This is a genomic window from Candidatus Spongiisocius sp. (assembly GCF_965221825.1).
GTDB lineage: Bacteria > Actinomycetota > Acidimicrobiia > Spongiisociales > Spongiisociaceae > Spongiisocius.
In genome coordinates, this window is sequence record NZ_OZ244917.1 from 1477278 (window position 1) to 1497529 (window position 20252).

Below are 20252 nucleotides of genomic sequence, written 5' to 3' on the forward strand. Positions count from 1 at the left end.
CATACACGCTATTCACCGCAGGTCAGGATCATGATGCACCCCACGGGCAGGAACTACTCGATCCACTCCCGAAGCCGGTACTTCTGGATCTTCGTCGCCGACATGGGCCACTCGGTCACGAAGCGCACGTAGCGGGGCACCTTGAAGCTCGCGATCTTGCCGCGGCAGTACTCGACGAGCTCGCCGGCCGTTATCTCGATGCCGTCATGGAGTTCGACGAAGGCTGCGGGCACCTCGACATACTTGGGATCCGGCGCAGACACGACCTGTGCGATCTTCACCGCCGGGTGCGTGCCGAGGTACGACTCGATTTCGACAGCCGCGACGTTCTCGCCTCCGACCTTGAGCATGTCCTTGAGGCGCCCGTGGTATCTGATGCGTCCGTCAGCGTCGAGGCTGCCGAGATCCCCCGTGCGGAGCCAGCCGTCCGCATCCATCGTCTCCGCCGTCTTGTGCGGGTCCCGGTAGTAGCCCTCGAAGAGGCAGTAACCCCGGATGTTGATCTCACCCTGCTCGTCGACACCTCGTGGCTCGCCCGTTTCGGGGTCCACGACACGAATCTCGATCCCCGAGAACGGACGCCCGCACGTAGTTGCGCGTTCGTCGAGAGTATCGGTCAATTCGTTGAAGGAGACCACCCCGGTGGCTTCGGTGAGACCGTAGGCGCTGACCTGAACGGCGTCGGGGTATGCGGCCTGAAACGCCTTGAGCATGTCGGGCGAGGCCACGTTGTTGACCACTCTGACTCGTGCCAGGTCGACCTCTCCCCATCTCGGATTGTGGATCAGGGCAGTGGTCAGCGTCGGGAAGGAAGGAAACAACACCGTCGGTCGCTCCGCCACGATCTGGTCGATTGCGGCTTCGGGTTCGACATGCGTCATCGACAGGAAGGTGGCGCCGGCATCGAACACGGCGGTGATCGGCAGGATCGCCGACATGTGGAACATCGGTAGCGGGTCCCAGAACAAATCTTCGGCGGTCAGCAGGTAACGCTGCCGGCTCATAGCGCGACCGCTGCGCACCAGGGCCTCGTGAGTGAGAGGACAGCCCTTCGGAAGGTCGGTGGTCCCTGACGTGTAGATCATGATGCACACGCTGCGCACCGCCACCCTCGCTGCAAGCTGCTCGATCTCCTCCTCGCCGGTCCTCTCTGCGGCCGCTTCGAACTCTGCCTGCGAGAGCATTCCGTCCGGCTGGGATCCCCCTAAAACGACGACCGAACGCAGACGTGGCGCGGAGGGGAGATGGAGTTCCGTGACGTTCGCCGCCTCGCCGATGCCGGGAAGGCTGACTCGCACCAGCTCGACGAGATCGACGCGATCAGCAGCCAGGTCGGTGGTGATGAGGATGTCGAGATCGGCGTTCTCGATGACGTAGCCGAGTTCGTGTTCCTTGTATCTGGCGTTGATCGGGACGGAAACGGCCCCTAGGAGGGCAACGCCGAAAAGAATCTCTACGTATTCGATCAGATTCGGCATGAACAATCCGACGTGATCCCCGGCCCCGATCCCGAGTGCACGGAGTGACCGGGCCCGCCGGATTGCCCTGGCGAGCAATTGCGAGTAGCTGAGGCGACCGTCGGGAAATGCCAAGGCCACGTGCTCCGGCGACCGCCGCGCCGCCGCCATGAGAAGACCTCCCCAGGTCGTCACCTCAACCGGGGGGTTCCGCATCAGCCGGAGGAGTCTCGGAGGACCGGCCGGTTGCCTCTCCATACGACCTTCCCGCTCAGCACGGCTTCCTCCGTGATGCCCGGGACCGGGGTACCCCAGTCGAGATTGCTGTCCACGAATTGGAACAACGCCCCGAAGCCGCTCTTCGGGCGGAGGAAAGTCTCGCGCCACGTCGGCCTCGAAAGGTCGGTGCCGGTGACCTCGAATCCTGCCGACTCCAGCTGCGGCATGAGCGCCCCGATGTCCTCGAAGAACAGGGTGGCGTGGTGAAAGCCCTCGCCGTGCCTATCGATGAACCGCGCGATGACCCCTTCATCGTCCAGCGGCATGAGAAGCTCGATCTTGGTTCCAGGGGCGAGTTTGTACTGGAGAGTCCGCATGGCGAGTTTCTCGTCGTCTCCCCCGATGACGAAGGTCGCGCCCAAGATGTCTCGAACGAGAACCACCGCCCTGTCAAGAGACCGAACCGCGAGAGCGATGTGGTCGAACGCAAGCGCCGGAGCCTCAGCGATCGCCGGAGCCCAAGTGATCACGCCGATGCGTCTTCCCTGGCTGCTGCACCAGCACACCACCTCCGGCTCGAATAGCCTTTGATATCGTACCCGGCGTGTCAGAACCGACGCCGATTGCCGTCCCTGCCGAGCTGGAGGGCCTCAACGACACCACTCCGGGCCACCGGTGACCGATTACGACGCCATCGTGATAGGAGCCGGCGCCGCCGGCCTCAGCGCTGCCGCCCTGCTGGCCACCGAGGGCCGGCGTGTGTTGGTGGTGGAGCGAAGCAACTTTCTGGGCGGCCGCGGCATGGCCACCAATGACGAGGGCTACGAGCTGAACCTCGGGGCGCATCTCCTCGAAGACCCCGGCTCGGGGATAACGAGGATCTTCCAGCATGTCGGAAAGGAGCTGCGCCACGGGCCGCACAACACCGACATGCCGGTTTGGGATCACGTGGCAGAAGCATGGGGGTCGATTCGAGACCGCTACTCGGGCGACAAGGACCAGCTGAAGAAGGTGATCAAGGCGCTGGTCGCCACCCCGTACGAGGAGCTCGAGAAATGGGATGACCGGCCGATGCGCGACTGGATCTCCCAGTACACCGACCACGAGGGCGTGAGCGACCTCTTCGAGTTCATCAGCGTGATGGAGTGCATGACGGAGGATTGGTGGGACCACTCGGCGAGCGACAACCTCTTCAATCGAAAGATGCACTACTCCGAGAGGCGCATGGCGGCCTACTCGTTCTGGCCGGAGGGAGGCTGGGACAAGCTCTTCACCACTCTGGGAGACGTCGTCGTTGATCGGGGCGGGGAGGTTCAGTTGGGGAGGCGGGTCAGCCGCGTGCTGATCGCCGGCGGCGAGGCGAAGGGGATCGCATTGGCCCGACCGGATGCCGTCCTGCCGAACGAGATCTTCCACGACGAGATCATCACCGCTCCGGTGGTGGTCTCGACTCTGCCGGTGTGGCATGTGCTCCAGATCGTGCCCGAACAGCAGCTACCGGACTGGTACGTGAGTCAGATCAAGTACCTCGCCCAGGACCGCTGGCGCATATCTTGGGCAGGGCTCTATATCGCCACCGAAGAGCCCGTTGCCGTCATCGACCGGCAAGAAATCGCGACCTGGCTGCACAGCCCGATCGGACGTACCTCCGGGTTCATGTTCGAGATGACCGCTATGGACCCCTCGGTGGCCCCCGAAGGCCGGCACCTCTACGTCATGGGCTCGATGCTGCACCGGTTCAACAGAGGACGTGACATCGACTTCGTCAAACAGAAGTTCGACGAGTTCGAAAAGGACGTCGAGACCATGTGGCCGGCGCTGCGGGATCACGTCTTCAAGCGCCGCCATTACACCTATGACCCCTCGTTCGGTGTGATCCAGAAGCCGGGCCTGGTCGGCCGGTTTCGCCCGCACTGGAAGGCCCCCAACGTGTCGGGTCTCTACTTCGCGAGCGAGACCTTCAAGTCACGCGGCATAGGGGTTGATCGGGCCGCCAGAGCCGGGCTGACTTGCGCCGAGGACATTCTCGGGCGCCGATTGTGGCCGCTCGACGAAGGATGGCGTTATTAGTTGATCGTGGCCGGTCACGGGACCCGCGATAACAAACGAACGCGCATAGCGTGAACACGCCTGGTGCAGTGGTCACTGACCACTGACACTGACCTGTGGCTCAGGCGGACTTGAGCAGGTCCTTGAGGTCGTTCATGGCCCCGAAGCTGAACCTTGCCAGGTCCGGGTCGGCGAGACCGGTGACGTTCCACATGACCAGATGGCGCAGACCCGCGGCGTGGTAGTCGGCGATCTGAGCGGCGACCTGCTCCACAGTGCCCGCAAAGGCATAGTGCGCCGACACCCTCGGAGGGATCGCTTCGACGATCCGATTCACCTCCTCGACCGGGACGCGGCTCGGGATAAAGTCATGGAAACCCCCGGCGTCGCCCAGCGGAGGCGTGACCCCGAGGCTCTCGAAGGCCCAATTAGGCATGAGGATGCAGATCATCCGGATCATCGGGGAAGCGAGGAGGCGCGCCACGGTCCGCTCGTCCGGTCCGATCAGCACGTAGCCGAGCATTCCGGGTGTGAATCGATCGAGCTTCCGCCCTGCCTCCCTGGCGCCGGCGAGAATCCGGTCCAGCGCAGCGCGGTACGCCGCGGGCGACATCTTCGTGGGGAGCCACCCGTCGGCGTACCGGCCGGTCAGGGAGAGCATCCTCGGTCCGTGCGCCGCCATCCAGATCTCCGGCGGCCTCTCGCCGTAAGGATCGAGGCCCATGACCGCGTCCTCCAGCCGGAAGTGGTCACCTTCGAAGTCGACGGTCCCGGCACCCGCGTTCATGAGCAGCCGGATCACCTCCAGCCCCTCGGCCAGCTTGCCGACGGGCCGATCCCACTCGATCCCGTAAGGCTGGATGTTGAGTTGTTCGCCCGAGCCGACTCCCAGAATCGCCCGGCCCTTCGTCATGTGATCCAGCGTGAGCATCGTCTGGGCAATTGACGCGGGATGGCGGCGCAGCAGATCGGTCACACATGTGCCGAGGCGGATCCGGTCCGTCTGCGCACCGACTGCCGCCATCATCGCGAAGGGATCGACGTGCACGTGGCCCGACGGTTGGTGCTTCGCGAGGGGCGTGAAGTCCTCGGTCCACATGCTGTCGGGGTGCCATCCCATTAGGTGGTCCGGCCACCACACGGCGTCGTAGCCGGCTCGATCCATCTTGACACCGAGAGCCACACCGCGATCGACGGGTGGGGTGATCTGGCCGGGGGCACCGAGTTGGATGTCCAAGATCGTCATTCCTTGCGATGGCGCACCGAGCGGTCGCTGCCGAATGCTAGGAGGTGTTCACGCTGTGCGCGTCAGGGGGTGGCGGCAGCCCGAATTCATCAGCGATTCGCTGCTTCAAGTCGACTTTCCGGATCTTGGTCGCCGACATGGGCCAGTCGGTTACGAACCGCACGTGACGGGGCACCTTGAAGGAGGCGATCACGCCCTCGCACCAGGCGATCACCTCCTCGACGGACAATTCGGTCCCGGGGACCACCTCGACATAGGCAACCGGCACCTCTCCCAATCGCTCTTCGGCCAGGCCGACGACAGCTGCCATCGCGACTCCGGGATGGGCCATGAGGTGTGACTCGACCTCGATCGCTGCGACGTTCTCGCCACCGACCTTGAGCATGTCCTTGAGGCGGCCTCGATAATGGAGGAGCCCGTCGCTGTCGATCATGCCGAGGTCGCCGGAGTGGAACCACCCGTCCTCGTCGAACGCTTCAGCAGTCAGGTCGGGGCGCCCGTGGTACCCCGAGAACATGGTCGGACCTCGCAGCACGATCTCACCCTCGACCCCCGCCGCGGCCCTCGAACCATCGACGATGTCGCGAACCTCGACCTCGGCGCCGGGGAGCGCCAAACCCGGTAGGATGCGGCGCTCGATCGGGTCGTCGCGGTCCGACAGAGCCATAGAACCGGCAACCTCGGTCATGCCGAAACCTGTGACCACCCGTGCTCCGAACAGCTTCTCCTCGAGGTCACGCAACTGGCCGGGAGGCGCAACGTTCATGACCGTACGCACGTGGCCGAACGAGTCGGCGTCGAACCCCTCGGCCTCGACGAGAGCGTTGGTAATGGGCGGAAACGCCGTGAACAGAGTCGTGGCCTGCTCTTCCTGGATCAATCGGAGTCCGGCGGCCGGGTCGAAGGTGGGCATCGAACAGTAGGTGCCGAGACTCCACAGCGTGGCGAACAGCGGTTGGCTGCACCCGACGTGGAACATGGGCAGCGGTCCGAACAGAGCATCACCTTCTCGAATACCCAATCGATCAGCAGTGTCTTCGCCCTGGCGCACCATGGCTTCGTGGGTGAGGACACAACCTTTAGGCAGGGCGGTGGTACCGGACGTGTAGAAGATGGTCGCCGGGTCGTCCGAGGCAACCCGCGCCGCGGCACGCTCGACCGTCCCTTCGGGCACATCCCGTCCGGCGGCGTCCCACAGGGCTGAGGGCAGGAATCCTCGGGCTCGAGAAGAGCTGAGATCGACGACATGGTCGAGGTCGGGTGCGGCCGCGAGGTCGAGCCCGGCCCCGCCGGCAGCCTCGCCCTCGGTGGAGATTTCGGGGAACGCCCTGCCGATCCGCTCGACGTACGAGACCGCTCCACTCTCCTCAGCCACGAGCAGCACCCGGATACCAGCGTCGGGCACGACGTGTTGCAGCTCGCGCGATTGGAACCGTCCGTTGATCGGCACGACGATCGCCCCGAGCAGCATCGCTCCGAACCATGCCTCGAGATACTCCAACGAGTTCGGTAGGAGGATCCCGACCCTGTCGCCGTGGCGCACACCGAGCCCGCGTAGCGACAGCGCCGCACTCACGGAGCGGTCCAGCAGTTGGGAGTAGGTGCGTCGCTCGCCGGGGAAGACCAGTGCGTCGCGATCGGGGACACGCTCAGCGCCTCGAACGATCAGGTCGCCTGCCGTGCAGACCTCCCGATGCTGCACCGCCAAGCTCCTTCGTCCTGCTGCCAGTCCCCTCGCGTTTGATATCGTACCCGGCGTGTCAGAACCGACGCCGATCGCCGTCCCTGCCGAGCTGGAGAGCCTCGCCGACACCACTCCGGGCCTGATCTCAGCACTGCGCGACGCCCGAGTCGCCGGCGAGGCCGGCAGTTCCCTCGACGAGCGAGAGATCGAGCTCGTCCGGATCGCCACCCTGGTCGCGCTCGGAGCCCCTGCGGCGGCGTTCCGGGCTCATATCACCCGGGCGTTGTCTGCCGGCGCGTCGGCAGATGAGGTGTGGGGGTCCGTCGCCGCCATCGCCACTCTCGTCGGCGTTCCCCGACTCATTGCCTCGGTGCCTCACATAGCGGCCGCTCTCGAGGGTCACCAAGCGAGCCGCGAGGACAGGACCACCGACCAAAGCGTTCGGTAGGCTGTGAATGTCGGACCGCGCGAGTAAGTGACGGCCATCTCCGCCTGACCGTCCCAAAGAGAGTCGGGCAATTCTCGATGCGGATCGATAGCCGGTAAGGAAGGCTGACGTGGATTTCGGTTTCACCGAGGAACAAGACCTCTTTCGTAGATCGATGCGGGACTGGGTGGACAACGAGATCCCCAAGGACTACGCCAACCGCCTCGAACAGCAGGAATACGAGTTTCCCCACGAGCTGTGGGACAAGTTCACCGAGGCGGGATTCCATGCGATCGGCATCGACGAGAAATACGGTGGTCAGGGCGGAGACATCATCAGCCAGATGATTCTCTGTCGCGAGCTGGCGCGTTCCCTGGCCGGCTTGACGTGGGTGTGGGGCATCTCCTCGTTCTCCGGGGCCAAGTCGGTCGGGCTCTATGGCTCGGAGCAGCAGAAGCTGGAAATCCTTCCCCGACTCGCCAAGGGCGAGATCAAGTTTGCGATTGCGTACACGGAGCCTGCGGGCGGCACCGACCTGCTCGGCGCGATGACGACGACCGCGGTTCGCCGCGGCGACGGATGGGTCATCAACGGCCAGAAGATCTGGTCCACGGCCGCCCACGTTGCCGACTACCTGCTGCTGCTGGCCCGCACCGAGCCTGTCACAACCAAGAGGAGCGCCGGGACAACCGTGTTCCTGGTGCCTGCGAAACAGGACGGCGTGACGACGCGCCAGATCCCGAAGATCGGGATGCGCTCGGTCGGGTCGTGCGAGGTGTGGCTGGACGACGCGTGGGTGCCCGACGAGCTGGTTCTCGGCGAGCCCGGGAACGGCTTCAAGCAAAGCCTCGGAACGCTGAACAACGAGCGGATCATGCTCGCCGCGCTCTGTGTCGGGATTATCGACGGCGCGCTGGAAGACGCCCTGGATTACCTCAAGGCCCGAGAGGCGTTCGGCAAGAGGTTGGAGCAGATGCAGGTACTCCAGCACTACATCGCAGACATGAAGATGATGCAGTCCCAGGCCGAGCTCATGACGTTCCACGCAGCCTGGCGCCAATCCGAGGGCCTCGAATGTGGTCTCGAATCCAACATGGCCAAGGTCGTGAGTTCGGAGAACGCCGGCAAGTGCGCCGACCTCGCCCTGCAGATGTTCGGAGGAATGGGGTATGCGTACGAGACCAACCCTCAGCGCTACTGGAGGGACGCAAGGCTCTACCGCATAGGCCCTATCGCCAACGAGATGGCGAGGAACTCCATCGCCGAGGCTCTCGGAATGCCACGGTCCTTCTAAGGCGTGTTCACGCTATGCGCGCTCGCTAGTTATCGCGGATGAGCGGTCTCCGAGGCCTCGAGGGGAGGGTGGCGCTGGTCACCGGTGGTGGGCGAGGCATCGGATTGAGCATCGCGTCGCGCCTCGCCTCGGAAGGTTGCAAGGTCGTCGTCAACGACCGCGACGCCGACCTGGCCCGCAGGGCCGCCGATGAGATAAGGCGATCCGGAGGGGCTGCCGGCGACGTGGGTGGGAGCGTTACCGACCCGGCGGATACCGAGGCGATGGTGGCCGCGGCTGCCGAGCTGTTCGGCGGGCTCGACATAGTCGTCAACAATGCCGGCCTGACCGCAGACGACTGGCTTCATCGGATGTCGGACGAGACGTGGGATCTGGTGGTGGACGTGTGCCTCAACGGGACGTTCAACGTGTGCCGATCCGCGGCGAGCCTGCTTCGAAAGGATGCAAGCGAGATCCGCCATCACCGGAAGGTGGTGAACATCGTCTCGGTCAGCGGAATCTACGGCGCCGCCGCCAACGTCAACTATTCGGCAGCGAAGGCCGGTGTCATAGGAGTCACCAAGTCCCTGGCTCGGGAGTGGGCACGGCAGAAGATCAACGTCAACGCGATCGCGCCGGGGTACATCAAGGGCACCCGTCTCTCCGGTCCCCGCGACGACGCCGGTCGTTTCGGAATCCCGGCCGAGCTGATCCCGAAACTCGAAGCACAGATTCCGATAGGGCGGCCGGGGCTCCCGGAGGATGTCGCGGCAGCAGTCGCGTTCCTGAGTTCGAGCGAGTCCGACTATGTCACCGGCCAGGTGCTCGAGGTGCATGGCGGCCTCGAGTTCATGCAGCTGGTCTGAGCGCAGCCGCGGCTGTACGAGGAGCGTGGGAATTGGTGAATAGCAAGGTCACGTCGATCGAAGAGGCGATCGCCACCCATGTGCAGCACGGCGACGTCGTCGCATTGCAGAACATGGCTACCCAGGCGGCGCCGATGGCGGCGGTGCGCGAACTCATCCGGCAGGAGAAGCGCGGCTTGGGGGTTGTGGTCCTGGTCGGGGGCATCGCCGTCGATTGGCTTTCCTTCGCAGGTGTCATGGACCGGCTGATCGGCGCCGCGGTGACGATGGAGCAGTTCGGGCTGTGCCAGCGCTACCGCAAGGCTGTCGAAGGCGGCCATGTGCGCGTCGAGGAGCTCTCCGAGAGCGCACTGAACGCCCGCCTCGGCGCCGGCGCCCGGAATCTGCCATACCTTCCGACCCGCGGCCTGATCGGAACCGATCTGATCAGACAGAACCCCGACAACCTGCGGCTGGTCGAGGATCCCTTCGGCGGCCCTGCGGTCGTGGCATGCCGCGCCCTCGTTCCGGACGTCGCGCTCGTCCACGCACACCGTGTCGACACCGAGGGCAACGTGCAGTACAAACCGACGACCCTCTGGCCGGATATCGGGATCTTCCCGAAGGCCGCCAGGAAGGTGATAGTGACGGCCGAGGAGATCGTCCCATCCGAGATCCTCCGACGCAGCCCGGACCGCACGGTGCTGCCGGGGTTCGTCGTGGACGCCGTCGTCGAGGTTCCGTACGGCGCCCACCCCACCTCGTTCTTCCCCGAATACCGTTACGACTCCGATTTCCACCTCGCGTGGGCAAAGGTATCGCGGGACGACGGCGCCGCGCAGGAGTTCTTTGACAGGCACGTACTCGGCCCGCGGTCTCACGCCGAATACCTCAGCGCCGCCGGGGGTGCGGCGATGATGAGCCGCCTGCGAGGCAGGGAAGGCGTATGAGCGGGGAGGCACACCGGGAGGCGCGCGACTATTCGGTCGACGAGTTGATGATCAGCGTGCTCTCGAGCTTCTTCGAAGACGGAGATCAGGCATGCAACGGAATGGCGTCGTTCCTACCGGTGTGTGCCTTCATGCTGGCCCGACTCACGCACGCTCCCGGCCTCGTGTGGCTGGCGTCGGCCACAGGTCTCGAACCGCGACCGGCGAAGGTACCGGCTTCGACTCTCGAATCGGAGCTCTGGAGCGATTCGGTCATGTACATGGAGCAATATGGTGATTTCTGGAGCTACGCCATGAACGGGAGATGGCTGCAGAAGTTCTGCGTGGGAGCTGCTCAGCTCGACATGTACGGCAACGCCAACAACTCCGTGATCGGCGCCGATTTCCACGCTCCGAAGGTGCGTCTACCCGGTACTGCGGGCCTCGGCGACATGGGATCGCTCGGCAAGCTTCTCTACTACTGGAACCCGAATCACAACCCCCGCAGCCTCGTCGAGAAGGTCGACTTCGTCTCGGCAGCCGGGTATCTGGGCGGCGGTGACGAGCGCAAGGACCTGGGCCTGGAGGGGGGGCCGCAGGCGGTTGTCACCAACCTCGCCGTCCTCGACTTCGAGCCGGAGACCAGGAGGATGCGCCTGAGGTCGGCCCACAGAGGCGTCACCGTGGACGACATACGCGCCGCCACCGGGTTCGAACTAGTCATCCCGGCCGATGTGCCGACCACTCCGGAGCCGACCGGAGAGCAGGTACGCCTCATCCGCGACGTCATCGACCCCGATGGGATGCGTAAGCGCGAGTTTCGAGCCTCCTGACCCGGGTACATAGCTAGCCGACAGCACCTGCCACGTGTGTCAGGCGCCAGCCCCCTACTCGGGCCGACCGCGTGATGCCGCGATGCCGGCAGCTCCCGCGTGCCACGCTGCCAACCCTCCGAAAGGCACCGCCGTTGCAGCCGCCTCCGCCAGTTCGGTGTCCGACGCGCCCTCCTTCCGGGCGGCGGCCGCATGCGCAGCGACGAAATCCGGCTCCTGCAGAGAGCTGTTGATGGCCACGAGCAGGAGCTCGGTGTGCAACGGGCTGAGGCCGGTGTCACGCAGTCCCGAACGCCGTAGCAACAGGTGGCCCTCGAGAGCGCGGGGGAGCTCATCGGCCATCAGCCGGATACGATCGGGCACCGTTCCGTACACGGACGCGGCATATGCCTTCGCCTCGTCGGCACTTACCCTGCTGGCCGGCGGTTCGCTCGTTTCGGCTCCGTGGCGAGGAACCAGCTGATCGGCCGCGGCGATCAACCTCCGGTAGGGCGGAATCCCGCGTGAGACCAGAAGGGTCAGCGCGGCGCCGTCGGCCTGGTCCCTGCTCAAGCCTGATGCGAACGCCTGCTCGAGGCAGGCGGAGCTCAAATCGTCCTCCTGCTTGACGGATCCGATGGCTGCCATGTAGAGCCACTTGACCGAGGCCGGCAGCGAACCGTCGCCGGTTGCGGCATCGGTGAGCCTGGCGAGCCCTTCGGCAGCAACCGGATGGGCCGTGACGAGGCCCTCGAGCCAGTCGGGAGAACCCAACCACGTTTGCAGTCGATCGGCGCCCCCGGGCGATGTCGCCTCCATCTTCCTCCTTCCGGCTCGACGGTTCGTTCTCGCCGCCGCGTCCGGGACGAAACCTACAGTCCTCGGGCAAGGCGTCGTCGCTCGAAGGCTTACGATTCGGCAGTCCTCGAAGATGGGAGGGACCGTGGTACCGAAGAAAGCAGTCGTAACCGGCGCCGGCCGCGGAATCGGCATGGCCGTGGCCGAAGTTCTCGAAGGGGAGGGTTACGAGGTCTTCCGGCTCGACCTGGAGCCCGGTCCCGGGATATGGGAGTGCGACGTGTCGGATCCCGCGGCCGTCGAGCGAGCCGCCGATGCGATCGGCCCCGTCGATGTTCTTGTCAACAACGCGGGCATCTGGCGGTTCGCACCGCTGGAGCAGGTGGATCCGGCGGAGTTCAAGCGCGTGCTCGACGTGAACTTGCGTGGAACGTTCCACTGCACGCGTTACTTCGGCGCCGCGATGCTGGACAGGGGCGGAGTGATCGTCAACGTGGCCTCGATCGCAGCGTCCGTGATCGGCTCGGGCGCGGGGGCCTACTCGGCTTCCAAGGCGGGTGTCGTGGCCTTGACCAAGCAAACAGCCATCTCGTGGGGGCCTCGTGGCGTCAGGTGTAACGCCGTGGCCCCCGGTCTCATCGCCACTCCGGGCACTGCCGGCATCTACGACGACCGTGCGAGAAGTGCGGCGCGCGCCACTGCCGTTCCCTCACGCCGGATCGGCACACCTGGAGATGTCGCCGGCGTCATCGCCTTTCTCGCTTCCGACGCGGCCTCATACATAAACGGACAAACGATCTACGTCGATGGCGGGCTGAGCGAGGCGCTCCTCGAGCTAATACCTCGCCCCCCCGAACTGGAGGACTAACGCTCGTCGGCGACTGCGTTGCTGGCGGCGAAGGCTCTCGCCGAAGCATTGGTGTGTTCGGCCATGAGCCGGGCTGCCTCTTCGGAATCGCCCGCTTTCAGCGCTGCGACGATCGCGGAATGCTCGGCAGGTCTTACCGGGCCCCCTCGCTTCGCAACAGTGGCGTGCGCCCATCCGATCTTCAGGTCGTAGCCGCATATCAACTCATAGAGGTGCCCATTGCCGCTGGCTCGAGCGATCTCCTTATGGAACTCGGACCCGTACCGGGCGCTCAGCTCCCAATCTTGCTGCTCGACCGCTACGGTGCCCCGTTCGACTATCTCCTCGAGGTTCCGAATGGTCTCGGATTCGATGCTCCTCGCCGCCAGCCTCACGGACAGCTGCTCGAGAGCGGCCCGTGCCTGGTAGTACTCGAGCACCTTCTCGGCAGCCGGGGTGGCGACGACGGCACCCCGACCGTGCGGCCGTAGCTCGACGAGCTTCTCCTCGGCGAGACGTCCGAGCGCCTCCCGAACGGGGACGCGAGACACGTCTAGCAAGGCTGCCAGCTCGACCTCACGGAGGCGAGTATCCGGTGGGAGCTCACCTTGAAGGATGTTCTGCCGGATCGTCTGGTAGGCATACTCACCCAGCGATCGATGATGCGTCGCGTCACCCCGGATGTGTGGATCGAGTTCTACCATCAGGGGCCTTTCCGTGGAGAGATCCGGCTGGCGCGACGCGTGTATACAGGTATATCCTAATGTCGACCCCGTCCCCCGCCCCCGAGCGGGTCGCTGGATCCGCCCGAGTGCCGGACGGCCCAACCGGGATTCAGCGCGGAGCGCGGAAGGAGGCGTAGTGACGGTGCAGGACCATTCTTGGGGACCTTGGCACAAACCACCCGAGTACTTCTCTGTACCGGCGTATTGGGATCCTGAGATCCAGGACGCAATCGCTGCGAAGGGGCGGTCGGTCAAGATCATCGACTGCACCCTCAGCGAGGGTGAGGACATGGTCGGCCGGCACCTCTCGTGGGCGGCGCGCATTCGCTTGGCGCACATGCTCGACGAACTCGGTGTCGGCGAGATCACGACTCCGATCGGCCTGTCACCGCGAGAACTCAAGGACTGGGTGAGAGCCTGCAAGCGCGGAGGCATCGAGACTCCCATCTGCGACAAGCTGATTGCGCACGTGCTACCTCTCGAGCAGGGCGACTGGAAGAAGCGGTACGACAATCACCTCGCGTGCGAAGCGGACACGTTCGTCACGTTCCCCTACTACCCGCAGATCAGCTACTGGAGCGACTTCACAAAGGGTCCGTTCACCAAGGATCAGGTGGTCGACGCGATCCACGAGACCGTGAGCTACGGCGTCGAGAGAGACGCTCAGATCATCTTCAGCTTCCCCGACTCGTTCCGTCACAGCATCGAGACCATCAAACTGTTCTGCAAGGCAGGGGTGGACGCGGGCGCCATGGGCATCTACATCTACGACAGCCGGGGCCAGAGCAACCCGAGAGCCTCGTATCTCATCTGCCGCGAGATCAAGGAAACGATCGGCGACGTGAATCTGTACGTCCAGCATCACAACGACCTCGGAATGGCGACGGCGAACTCGCTCGCGGCTGCCGAAGCCGGCGCGGACTTCATCGACGCGGCAATGAACGGGGTCGGCGACCGCTCGGGGACGGCGGCCCTCGAAGAGGTCGCATGCGCACTCTATGCATACGGCTGGGACGCCGGAGTGCGCCTCGACAAGCTGCTCCCGCTCGCCGAAGAGGTCGAGAAGGCATTCGGCGGCAACATCAGCAATGCCATAAAGCCCATCATCGGCTGGCAGGCGAACATGGAGGAGGGATACGGCCACCGCGACCCCGACGACCCGCCGGAGAGCCCGATGGCGATTGCCGGTGAGGTCCTGGGCAAGCCATTCGAGAGCGTGATAGGGCCGAACGTCTTCGGCAAGATCCACTACATCCAACCCGAGGGCCTGCACAAGCACAAGGAGATCATTGCCGACTTCATCGGAGAGCTTGGCTTCGAGTGCTCCGAAGAAGATCTCGAAGAGGTGCGGAACCGCACCAAGGACGCTCTTCTGGGCAGGGCCGAGGGCTATATCACCATCGATGAGCTCAGGCTCATAGTGGAAGGGGTGTTGGGGTCGAATGACTGAGCCGGGTCTCCCCCAGTACGTGATCCTGCATCAGTACGGTGTGGATCCCGAGGGTGACACGCGGCAGGAGCTATGGCCCGAATTCGTGCCGAAGCTGAAGGAGATTCCCGGGTTCGTGGCTGTCTACACGTTCGACGACCCGGACGCCCGCGAAGGTGTCAGCCTTACCTTTTGGGAAACCGAAGCCGCCGCTCAGGCCTACATCGACAGTGACGCCAGGCAGAAACTTGACACGCTGGCTTCCAAGTTCCGCCCGGCGACGAATCGCCGCATCATGAAGATCTTTCAGGCAGATGATCCGCGTAGGTGAGTAAGCACGAAATGGGAGTGGATTCCGAAGTATCGGAAGACAAGGGAAGGAGACGACATTGAAGACAAGGAGAATCGGGGGCCTTCGAGGGCTCCTCATCTTGGGAGTTGCGTTCGCTCTGGTCGCGGTGGCCTGCGGGGGCGACGACGCGCCGCCGGAAACTGTGGTGGTCACTGAGATTGTCGAGGTGGAGGTCGAGGTCCCGGGCGAAACGGTCACCGAGATTGTCGAGGTCGAGGTCCCGGGTGAGACAGTCACCGTGACTTCCATCGTTACCGAAGTCGTTACCGAGGTCGTTACCGAGACCGTAGAGGTCGAAGTGACGGCGCCACCACCGCCACCGGTGCCCCTGTCCGAATCGAAGGTGCGATGGGCCGGCTTCGGCGGCATGTCCGAACTCTTGTTCTTCGTGGCGGAGGACGCCGGCTTCTTCGAGGCCGAGGGTCTCGAGTTGGAACGCATCGAGTTGGGAGGCGGCGTTGACCTGTTCTCGGCTCTTGCCAGCGGATCGGTCGCCTTCACCCAGTTGGGCACCCAGCACGGAATCAGAGCGGTGACGAGGGGTCTCGACTTTCGCGGCATCTTCGGCTTCTCGCATGGCCCGAACGAATTCGGCATCATCTCACCTGAGGCTGCCGCTGCTGCGGGCATAACCGAGGATTCGACGATCGACGAGAAGTTCGAGGCGCTGCGCGGCCTCAAGATCGGCACCGGTCGACCCGGCTCGACGACGACGACTCTGGCCATCGGCGCCATGGAACAACGAGGCATCGACACCACGTCCGAGGTCGAGTTGGTTCCGCTCGGGAGAGGCAGCGCTTTGCTGCCCGCGTTCCAGGCTCGTGAGATCGACGCGTTCTTCTGGATTCCTCCGGAGACACAGATAGCGGCCTTGGAGCCGGGCGCGGTGACGATCGACTTCCGGGTTCTGTCCGAGCTCGAAGCCGTCAACTGGGCCAGCTACTTCACGACCGACAGCTACATCCTCGAGCACCCCGACACGGTGCAGGCGTTCCTGCGCGCAGTCCTCAAGGCGAGGGAATGGGCATTGGCTAACGAAGCCGATGCGCGCGAGATCGCCAGGGGGCGGTTCCCGGACCTCGAGCAGGCGGCTTTCGACTCGTCCTTCCAGATCGACTACGACTCGCTCAAGCCGTCGATCCTGTTCACCGAGGATGGCTTCGAGAAGGGGAGGTACATCCTCAATCTCGGTCTGCCCGCCGACGCTCCGAACACCACCCTGATGACCGCGGTCGTCACCAATGAACTGGTGATCCAGGCCGCGACGGAGTTGGGCATGGCGATCGGGTGACGTGCCGGTAGCCCTTCAGAGAGCTGATGATGGGAGCCGGCGCAGGGCGTCGGCTCCCATCGGCACCGGTGGGAACCAGCCTTCGTAGGATGCGGTTGCGGCCAGTTCGCGCTGCTGTGAGGTATCCATGATCAACATAACGGGCGTGTCGAAGTCCTTCGAGAAGGACGGTCAGAGGATCGACGCCGTCAAGGACTTCTCGCTCACGATCAACGACGGTGAGTTCGTGGCGCTGATCGGTCCGAGTGGGTGTGGCAAATCGACCGTTCTCAACATGATCGCTGGATTGCTCGCACCTGAAGAGGGCGTCGTCGAGTACAACGGCGAACGGGTTACGGCCATCAACACCTCCGTCGGCTACATGACCCAAAAGGACTCGCTCCTCCCGTGGCGCACCACGGAGGGCAATATCTCGGCCCCGCTCGACATCCGGCGCGTCCCGAAGTCCGAGCGGGCCGCCCTCGTATCGCAGGCCATCGAGAAGGTCAGGCTTGGAGGGTTCGAACGCCATCACCCGGACGAACTCTCCGGCGGTATGCGCAAGCGGGTACTCCTCGCCAGGACGTTGATCTACGAGCCCGACACGCTGCTGATGGATGAGCCGTTCGCGGCCCTGGACGCGCTGCTCAAGCTCGTGATGCAAGAAGAACTGCTCCGAATCTGGAGCGAGGCGCGCGCCACCGTGGTGTACGTGACCCATGATCTGACCGAGGCGATCAGCATCGCCGACCGGATCGTGGTGTTCAGCAAGCGCCCGGGTCGGATAGTGCTCGACCTGCCGATCGGGCTCGAGCGTCCCCGCGACTTCGACACTATTCGAAGCTCACCCGAATTCCTGGCACTGTACAACAGGATTTGGGCGACACTACGCCATGAAGTCGTCAGCCAGGAAGAAGCCGGCGGTGAAGGCCGCTGATACATCTCGGCTAGAGCTGTCGAGCAGGTTGAGCATCGCCTTCGCGCGTTTCCTGATCGTCGCCGGCATCATCGTCGCCTGGGACCTCGCCGGCCGTACGTTCATCGATCCGTTCTACATCGGCCGGCCTTTCGAAGTTGCCGAGAGATTGTGGGAATGGGTGTCGACCGGCGACATCGTCGAGCATGTCCTCACGACGATGACCGAGCTCGTATACGGCCTGGTCATCGGGGTCGTTCTCGGAGTGCTCGTCGCCTTGATACTGGGCTCCAGCCCGACCCTCGCTGCGGTGTTCCGTCCGTTCGTGACGGTGGCCTACAGCTTTCCCCAGCTGGCTCTGACCCCTCTCTACATCTTGTGGTTCGGTGTGTTTCTCATGCCCAAGGTCGTGTTGATCGCTGTAGTTGTCTTCTTCCTCATGTTCTTCAATACGTTCGAAGGCGTGAAGAACGTCGAAGGCGACCTCATCGCAGCCATGCGGGTCATGGGAGCGAAGCGCCTGGACGTGTTCCGCATCGTGGTCCTACCGGCCAGCGCTGTCTTCCTGATCACGGGGCTGCGCCACGCCGTGCCGTTCGCGCTGCGCGCGGCCGTGTTTGCCGAGTTCCTTGCCTCGGTGCGGGGGTTGGGCTTCCTCGCACTCACGTCTTCGCGCTCCTACAGCAGCGCAGGCCTCTTTGCCGCACTCACGGTGCTGCTCCTCGTCGGTGTGGGGCTCAACGCTCTCGTGAGTTGGCTGGAGCGGGTCGTGCTGCCATGGCGTTCCGCCGGCGTCGATGTGACCGCGGCGATGCAGCGATGATCGAGCGAGCCCCCATGTGGCGAATCCGTCTCTACCAGCTGCTGGTGCTGGGCGTGTTCCTCGGCGGCTGGGAGTGGGTGTCGGATCGGCACATTCGAACTCTCTGGATCAGCAAGCCCTCGTTGATCGCGGAACGGACCGTCGAGTGGTTCTCCAGCGGGTTCATCTACTCGCATATCCTCGCAACTCTTCAGATCGCCGGGCTCGGCCTTCTCCTCGGAACGGCCATCGGGGTCGTGTTCGGCATCGCACTCGGCCTTCAGCGATCGCTGTCACATTTGCTCGATCCCATCCTGGGCGGCCTGTACACGGTACCCCGGATCGCCTTCCTCCCCGTGTTACTCTTCTGGTTCGGATTCGGGTTCAGGCCGCTGGTGGCACTCGTAGTCCTGATGGTCTTCTTCGTACTTTTCTACAACGCTAGGGCAGGTGTCGAAAGCGTCGAAGGCGACCTGGTTGCGAGTATGCGCGTCATGGGGGCGACGCGCCTCCAGGTGATCCGGATGGTGATACTGCCGTCAATCGTTCCCTTCGTCCTGGCGGCGATGATGATCGCGGCGCCGTATGCGCTGGTGGGCGCGATCGTCGGCGAGATCTTCATCGGTAGCAAAGGACTCGGGTTCCTGATCGTCTCATCGACAGGGGGCCTCGACCTCACCGGCACGTTCACGGCGTGCCTCGTGGTCACCGTCATCTCGCTGATCGCGACCCTCGTCATCGCCCGGCACGGTCCCAGGTTGCTCGGGCGAAGCCCGGAAACCATCGGTGGTGGTGCCGCCGCAGCCTTTTGAGCAGCCGGCGCGAGCGTATCGGCTCGATACGAGTCCTCCTCCCGGCGCTTGCGGTCACGATGGTGATGACCTTCCCGCCCTTTCTCTCCGGCGCGCTCGCGTTCCAGATCCTCCCCGAGCTGGGATTCGACACCGGCTCCCTCGGGGCCGCCTTGGGCGGATTCTTCGGCCTGTCGGCCCTAAGTTCGGTCACCATCGGCGGGCTCGCCGACCGGATTGGCTGGCCGGCCGCAATGCGAGTGTCATCGGCAATGAGCGCGGTGACGATGTTCGGCATAGCGGCGCTCGCCCACTCCTGGCTTTCCTTCGCAGCGCTCATCTCGCTCGGAGGCCTCACGATGGCGATCGGCCAGCCTGCGGTGAACCTGGCCCTCGCCAGAGAGGTACCGTTGAGCCGTCAGGGGTTCGTCTTCGGCATCAAACACTCGGCGATCCCGGCTGCGGCCATGCTGAGCGGCCTTGCAGTGCCGCTGTTCGCAGTAAACGGCGACTGGCGCGGGGTGTTCGTCGGTGCGGGCGTGATCGCAGGCGGCGTAGCCCTGGCGGTGCCCAGATCGCAGCGCGCCTCCGCCGACGCGGCCTCGAGACGCTCATCCGAGAAGGTCGAACTGGAGATGCGGCCGCTCGTGTTCATGGCGGTCGGCGCACTTCTGGCAGCATCAGTGGCGTCGGCCCTCAGCGCGTTTCTGGTGATATCCGTGGTGGACTCGGGCGTCAGCCCCGGAGCAGGCGGTTTGATCCTCGCCGCGGCGAGCGTCACGGGACTGGTAGTCCGCCTTGTGGCCGGTTGGTGGGCCGACGCCCGCAAGGCCGGCGGGCTCGGAGGGGTCGCATTGCTCCTCGTGGTCGGTTCCGGAGGTCTTGTGGCGCTCACCGGCACCGGGGCATGGCTGCTCACGCTTGCCGCGATGCTCGCCTTCGGGGCTGGATGGGGCTGGAACGGGCTGTTCAACTTCGCCGTTGTGAAACACTTCCCGCGGTCTCCGGCGCGAGCCACGAGCGTTGCGCTCACGGGCACGTACATCGGCGCTGCAATCGGGCCGATTGTGATGGGTCAGGTCATCGAGATCTACTCCTTCCAGGCCGGCTGGCTGGCCGCCGCCGGGCTGTCGAGCTTCTCGGCGGTCGCCATGCTGGCCGCTCGATGGCATCTGACCGGTATGCGCAGGCGTGCTGCGGCGATCGAAGCCTGTCCGGATGGGTCCCGCACCGGGGGCTGACGGCATCGTGCCGACCGGGACCGTCCGGCCTCGGCTCGCTCGAACCTGGCATCCATGCGCCGGTCATTGACCACTTGGCCGGCGGTTGGTAGGTTTCGCCGGGCCACGCCCGGCTGCGGCCCACATGTGGCGTCCTAGTG

The 20252-nt window shown here is 64.5% G+C and carries 20 protein-coding genes; 14 read left to right on the forward strand and 6 right to left on the reverse strand.

Annotated features, from left to right (window positions below; all coding sequences use genetic code 11):
• Window positions 1-53 precede the first annotated feature (53 nt).
• Both ACOQPD_RS06985 and ACOQPD_RS06990 read right to left on the reverse strand, forming a co-directional pair.
• Complete coding sequence (locus ACOQPD_RS06985; protein WP_420614170.1) at window positions 54-1715, reverse strand: AMP-binding protein; 1662 nt, start codon at window positions 1713-1715, stop codon at window positions 54-56.
• A complete protein-coding gene (locus ACOQPD_RS06990) occupies window positions 1673-2206 on the reverse strand; it encodes a VOC family protein (RefSeq protein ID WP_420614171.1) in 534 nt (177 codons plus the stop codon). The genes ACOQPD_RS06985 and ACOQPD_RS06990 overlap by 43 nt, the downstream gene beginning before the upstream one ends.
• Window positions 2207-2351: 145 nt before the next feature.
• Here ACOQPD_RS06990 and ACOQPD_RS06995 point away from each other — a divergent pair, with 145 nt between their 5' ends.
• On the forward strand, window positions 2352-3746 hold the full coding sequence (locus ACOQPD_RS06995) for a phytoene desaturase family protein (RefSeq protein WP_420614172.1): 1395 nt from the start codon (window positions 2352-2354) through the stop codon (window positions 3744-3746).
• Window positions 3747-3846: 100 nt separating this feature from the next.
• Here ACOQPD_RS06995 and ACOQPD_RS07000 read toward each other — a convergent pair whose 3' ends face one another.
• Both ACOQPD_RS07000 and ACOQPD_RS07005 read right to left on the reverse strand, forming a co-directional pair.
• Window positions 3847-4962 carry an LLM class flavin-dependent oxidoreductase gene (locus tag ACOQPD_RS07000; RefSeq protein WP_420614173.1) on the reverse strand — a complete coding sequence of 372 codons (1116 nt, stop codon included), beginning with the start codon at window positions 4960-4962 and terminating at the stop codon, window positions 3847-3849.
• A 46-nt stretch (window positions 4963-5008) separates the two neighbouring features.
• Window positions 5009-6673, reverse strand: a complete 1665-nt coding sequence (locus tag ACOQPD_RS07005; protein ID WP_420614174.1) for a class I adenylate-forming enzyme family protein — start codon at window positions 6671-6673, stop codon at window positions 5009-5011.
• 55 nt (window positions 6674-6728) lie between these two features.
• Between ACOQPD_RS07005 and ACOQPD_RS07010 the strand changes: the two genes are divergently transcribed.
• The 5 genes from ACOQPD_RS07010 (at window position 6729) to ACOQPD_RS07030 (ending at window position 10962) form a co-directional block, all read left to right on the forward strand.
• Window positions 6729-7103 carry a carboxymuconolactone decarboxylase family protein gene (locus ACOQPD_RS07010; RefSeq protein ID WP_420614175.1) on the forward strand — a complete coding sequence of 125 codons (375 nt, stop codon included), beginning with the start codon at window positions 6729-6731 and terminating at the stop codon, window positions 7101-7103.
• Between the two features lie 109 nt (window positions 7104-7212).
• Window positions 7213-8376, forward strand: coding sequence for an acyl-CoA dehydrogenase family protein (locus ACOQPD_RS07015; protein ID WP_420614176.1), 1164 nt, complete (start codon window positions 7213-7215; stop codon window positions 8374-8376).
• A 38-nt stretch (window positions 8377-8414) separates the two neighbouring features.
• A complete protein-coding gene (locus ACOQPD_RS07020; protein WP_420614177.1) occupies window positions 8415-9221 on the forward strand; it encodes an SDR family NAD(P)-dependent oxidoreductase in 807 nt (268 codons plus the stop codon).
• 35 nt (window positions 9222-9256) lie between these two features.
• On the forward strand, window positions 9257-10150 hold the full coding sequence (locus ACOQPD_RS07025; protein WP_420614178.1) for a CoA transferase subunit A: 894 nt from the start codon (window positions 9257-9259) through the stop codon (window positions 10148-10150).
• Complete coding sequence (locus ACOQPD_RS07030) at window positions 10147-10962, forward strand: CoA-transferase subunit beta (protein WP_420614179.1); 816 nt, start codon at window positions 10147-10149, stop codon at window positions 10960-10962. The genes ACOQPD_RS07025 and ACOQPD_RS07030 overlap by 4 nt, the downstream gene beginning before the upstream one ends.
• Window positions 10963-11016: 54 nt before the next feature.
• Here ACOQPD_RS07030 and ACOQPD_RS07035 read toward each other — a convergent pair whose 3' ends face one another.
• The gene (locus ACOQPD_RS07035; RefSeq protein WP_420614180.1) at window positions 11017-11760 is read right to left on the reverse strand and encodes a carboxymuconolactone decarboxylase family protein; all 744 of its coding nucleotides are present in this window, start codon (window positions 11758-11760) and stop codon (window positions 11017-11019) included.
• 124 nt (window positions 11761-11884) lie between these two features.
• Here ACOQPD_RS07035 and ACOQPD_RS07040 point away from each other — a divergent pair, with 124 nt between their 5' ends.
• The gene (locus ACOQPD_RS07040; RefSeq protein ID WP_420614181.1) at window positions 11885-12607 is read left to right on the forward strand and encodes an SDR family NAD(P)-dependent oxidoreductase; all 723 of its coding nucleotides are present in this window, start codon (window positions 11885-11887) and stop codon (window positions 12605-12607) included.
• Here ACOQPD_RS07040 and ACOQPD_RS07045 read toward each other — a convergent pair.
• Window positions 12604-13290, reverse strand: coding sequence for a GntR family transcriptional regulator (locus ACOQPD_RS07045; protein WP_420614182.1), 687 nt, complete (start codon window positions 13288-13290; stop codon window positions 12604-12606). The genes ACOQPD_RS07040 and ACOQPD_RS07045 overlap by 4 nt on opposite strands.
• Window positions 13291-13447: 157 nt before the next feature.
• Here ACOQPD_RS07045 and ACOQPD_RS07050 point away from each other — a divergent pair, with 157 nt between their 5' ends.
• The 7 genes from ACOQPD_RS07050 (at window position 13448) to ACOQPD_RS07080 (ending at window position 20112) form a co-directional block, all read left to right on the forward strand.
• Window positions 13448-14761: a hypothetical protein gene (locus ACOQPD_RS07050; protein WP_420614183.1), complete on the forward strand. Its 1314-nt coding sequence runs from the start codon at window positions 13448-13450 to the stop codon at window positions 14759-14761.
• A complete protein-coding gene (locus ACOQPD_RS07055; RefSeq protein ID WP_420614184.1) occupies window positions 14754-15071 on the forward strand; it encodes an antibiotic biosynthesis monooxygenase family protein in 318 nt (105 codons plus the stop codon). Before ACOQPD_RS07050 ends, ACOQPD_RS07055 begins: the two co-directional genes overlap by 8 nt.
• Before the next feature lie 58 nt (window positions 15072-15129).
• The gene (locus ACOQPD_RS07060) at window positions 15130-16383 is read left to right on the forward strand and encodes an ABC transporter substrate-binding protein (RefSeq protein WP_420614185.1); all 1254 of its coding nucleotides are present in this window, start codon (window positions 15130-15132) and stop codon (window positions 16381-16383) included.
• A 127-nt stretch (window positions 16384-16510) separates the two neighbouring features.
• Window positions 16511-17299 (forward strand): ABC transporter ATP-binding protein, encoded by a 789-nt coding sequence (locus ACOQPD_RS07065; protein ID WP_420614186.1) that lies wholly within the window; start codon window positions 16511-16513, stop codon window positions 17297-17299.
• The gene (locus ACOQPD_RS07070) at window positions 17286-18101 is read left to right on the forward strand and encodes an ABC transporter permease (RefSeq protein ID WP_420614187.1); all 816 of its coding nucleotides are present in this window, start codon (window positions 17286-17288) and stop codon (window positions 18099-18101) included. Before ACOQPD_RS07065 ends, ACOQPD_RS07070 begins: the two co-directional genes overlap by 14 nt.
• Window positions 18098-18892, forward strand: a complete 795-nt coding sequence (locus tag ACOQPD_RS07075; RefSeq protein ID WP_420614188.1) for an ABC transporter permease — start codon at window positions 18098-18100, stop codon at window positions 18890-18892. Before ACOQPD_RS07070 ends, ACOQPD_RS07075 begins: the two co-directional genes overlap by 4 nt.
• Window positions 18889-20112, forward strand: a complete 1224-nt coding sequence (locus ACOQPD_RS07080; protein WP_420614189.1) for an MFS transporter — start codon at window positions 18889-18891, stop codon at window positions 20110-20112. Before ACOQPD_RS07075 ends, ACOQPD_RS07080 begins: the two co-directional genes overlap by 4 nt.
• Window positions 20113-20252: the final 140 nt, after the last annotated feature.

Excerpts from the sequence above, each read along its gene's own strand:
- ACOQPD_RS06985 (WP_420614170.1), bottom strand. The coding sequence starts at position 1,715 with ATGGAGAGGCAACCGGCCGGTCCTCCGAGACTCCTCCGGCTGATGCGG.
- ACOQPD_RS07020 (WP_420614177.1), top strand. The coding sequence starts at position 8,415 with ATGAGCGGTCTCCGAGGCCTCGAGGGGAGGGTGGCGCTGGTCACCGGT.
- ACOQPD_RS07030 (WP_420614179.1), top strand. The coding sequence starts at position 10,147 with ATGAGCGGGGAGGCACACCGGGAGGCGCGCGACTATTCGGTCGACGAG.
- ACOQPD_RS07035 (WP_420614180.1), bottom strand. The coding sequence starts at position 11,760 with ATGGAGGCGACATCGCCCGGGGGCGCCGATCGACTGCAAACGTGGTTG.
- ACOQPD_RS07045 (WP_420614182.1), bottom strand. The coding sequence starts at position 13,290 with ATGGTAGAACTCGATCCACACATCCGGGGTGACGCGACGCATCATCGA.
- ACOQPD_RS07055 (WP_420614184.1), top strand. The coding sequence starts at position 14,754 with ATGACTGAGCCGGGTCTCCCCCAGTACGTGATCCTGCATCAGTACGGT.
- ACOQPD_RS07065 (WP_420614186.1), top strand. The coding sequence starts at position 16,511 with ATGATCAACATAACGGGCGTGTCGAAGTCCTTCGAGAAGGACGGTCAG.
- ACOQPD_RS07075 (WP_420614188.1), top strand. The coding sequence starts at position 18,098 with ATGATCGAGCGAGCCCCCATGTGGCGAATCCGTCTCTACCAGCTGCTG.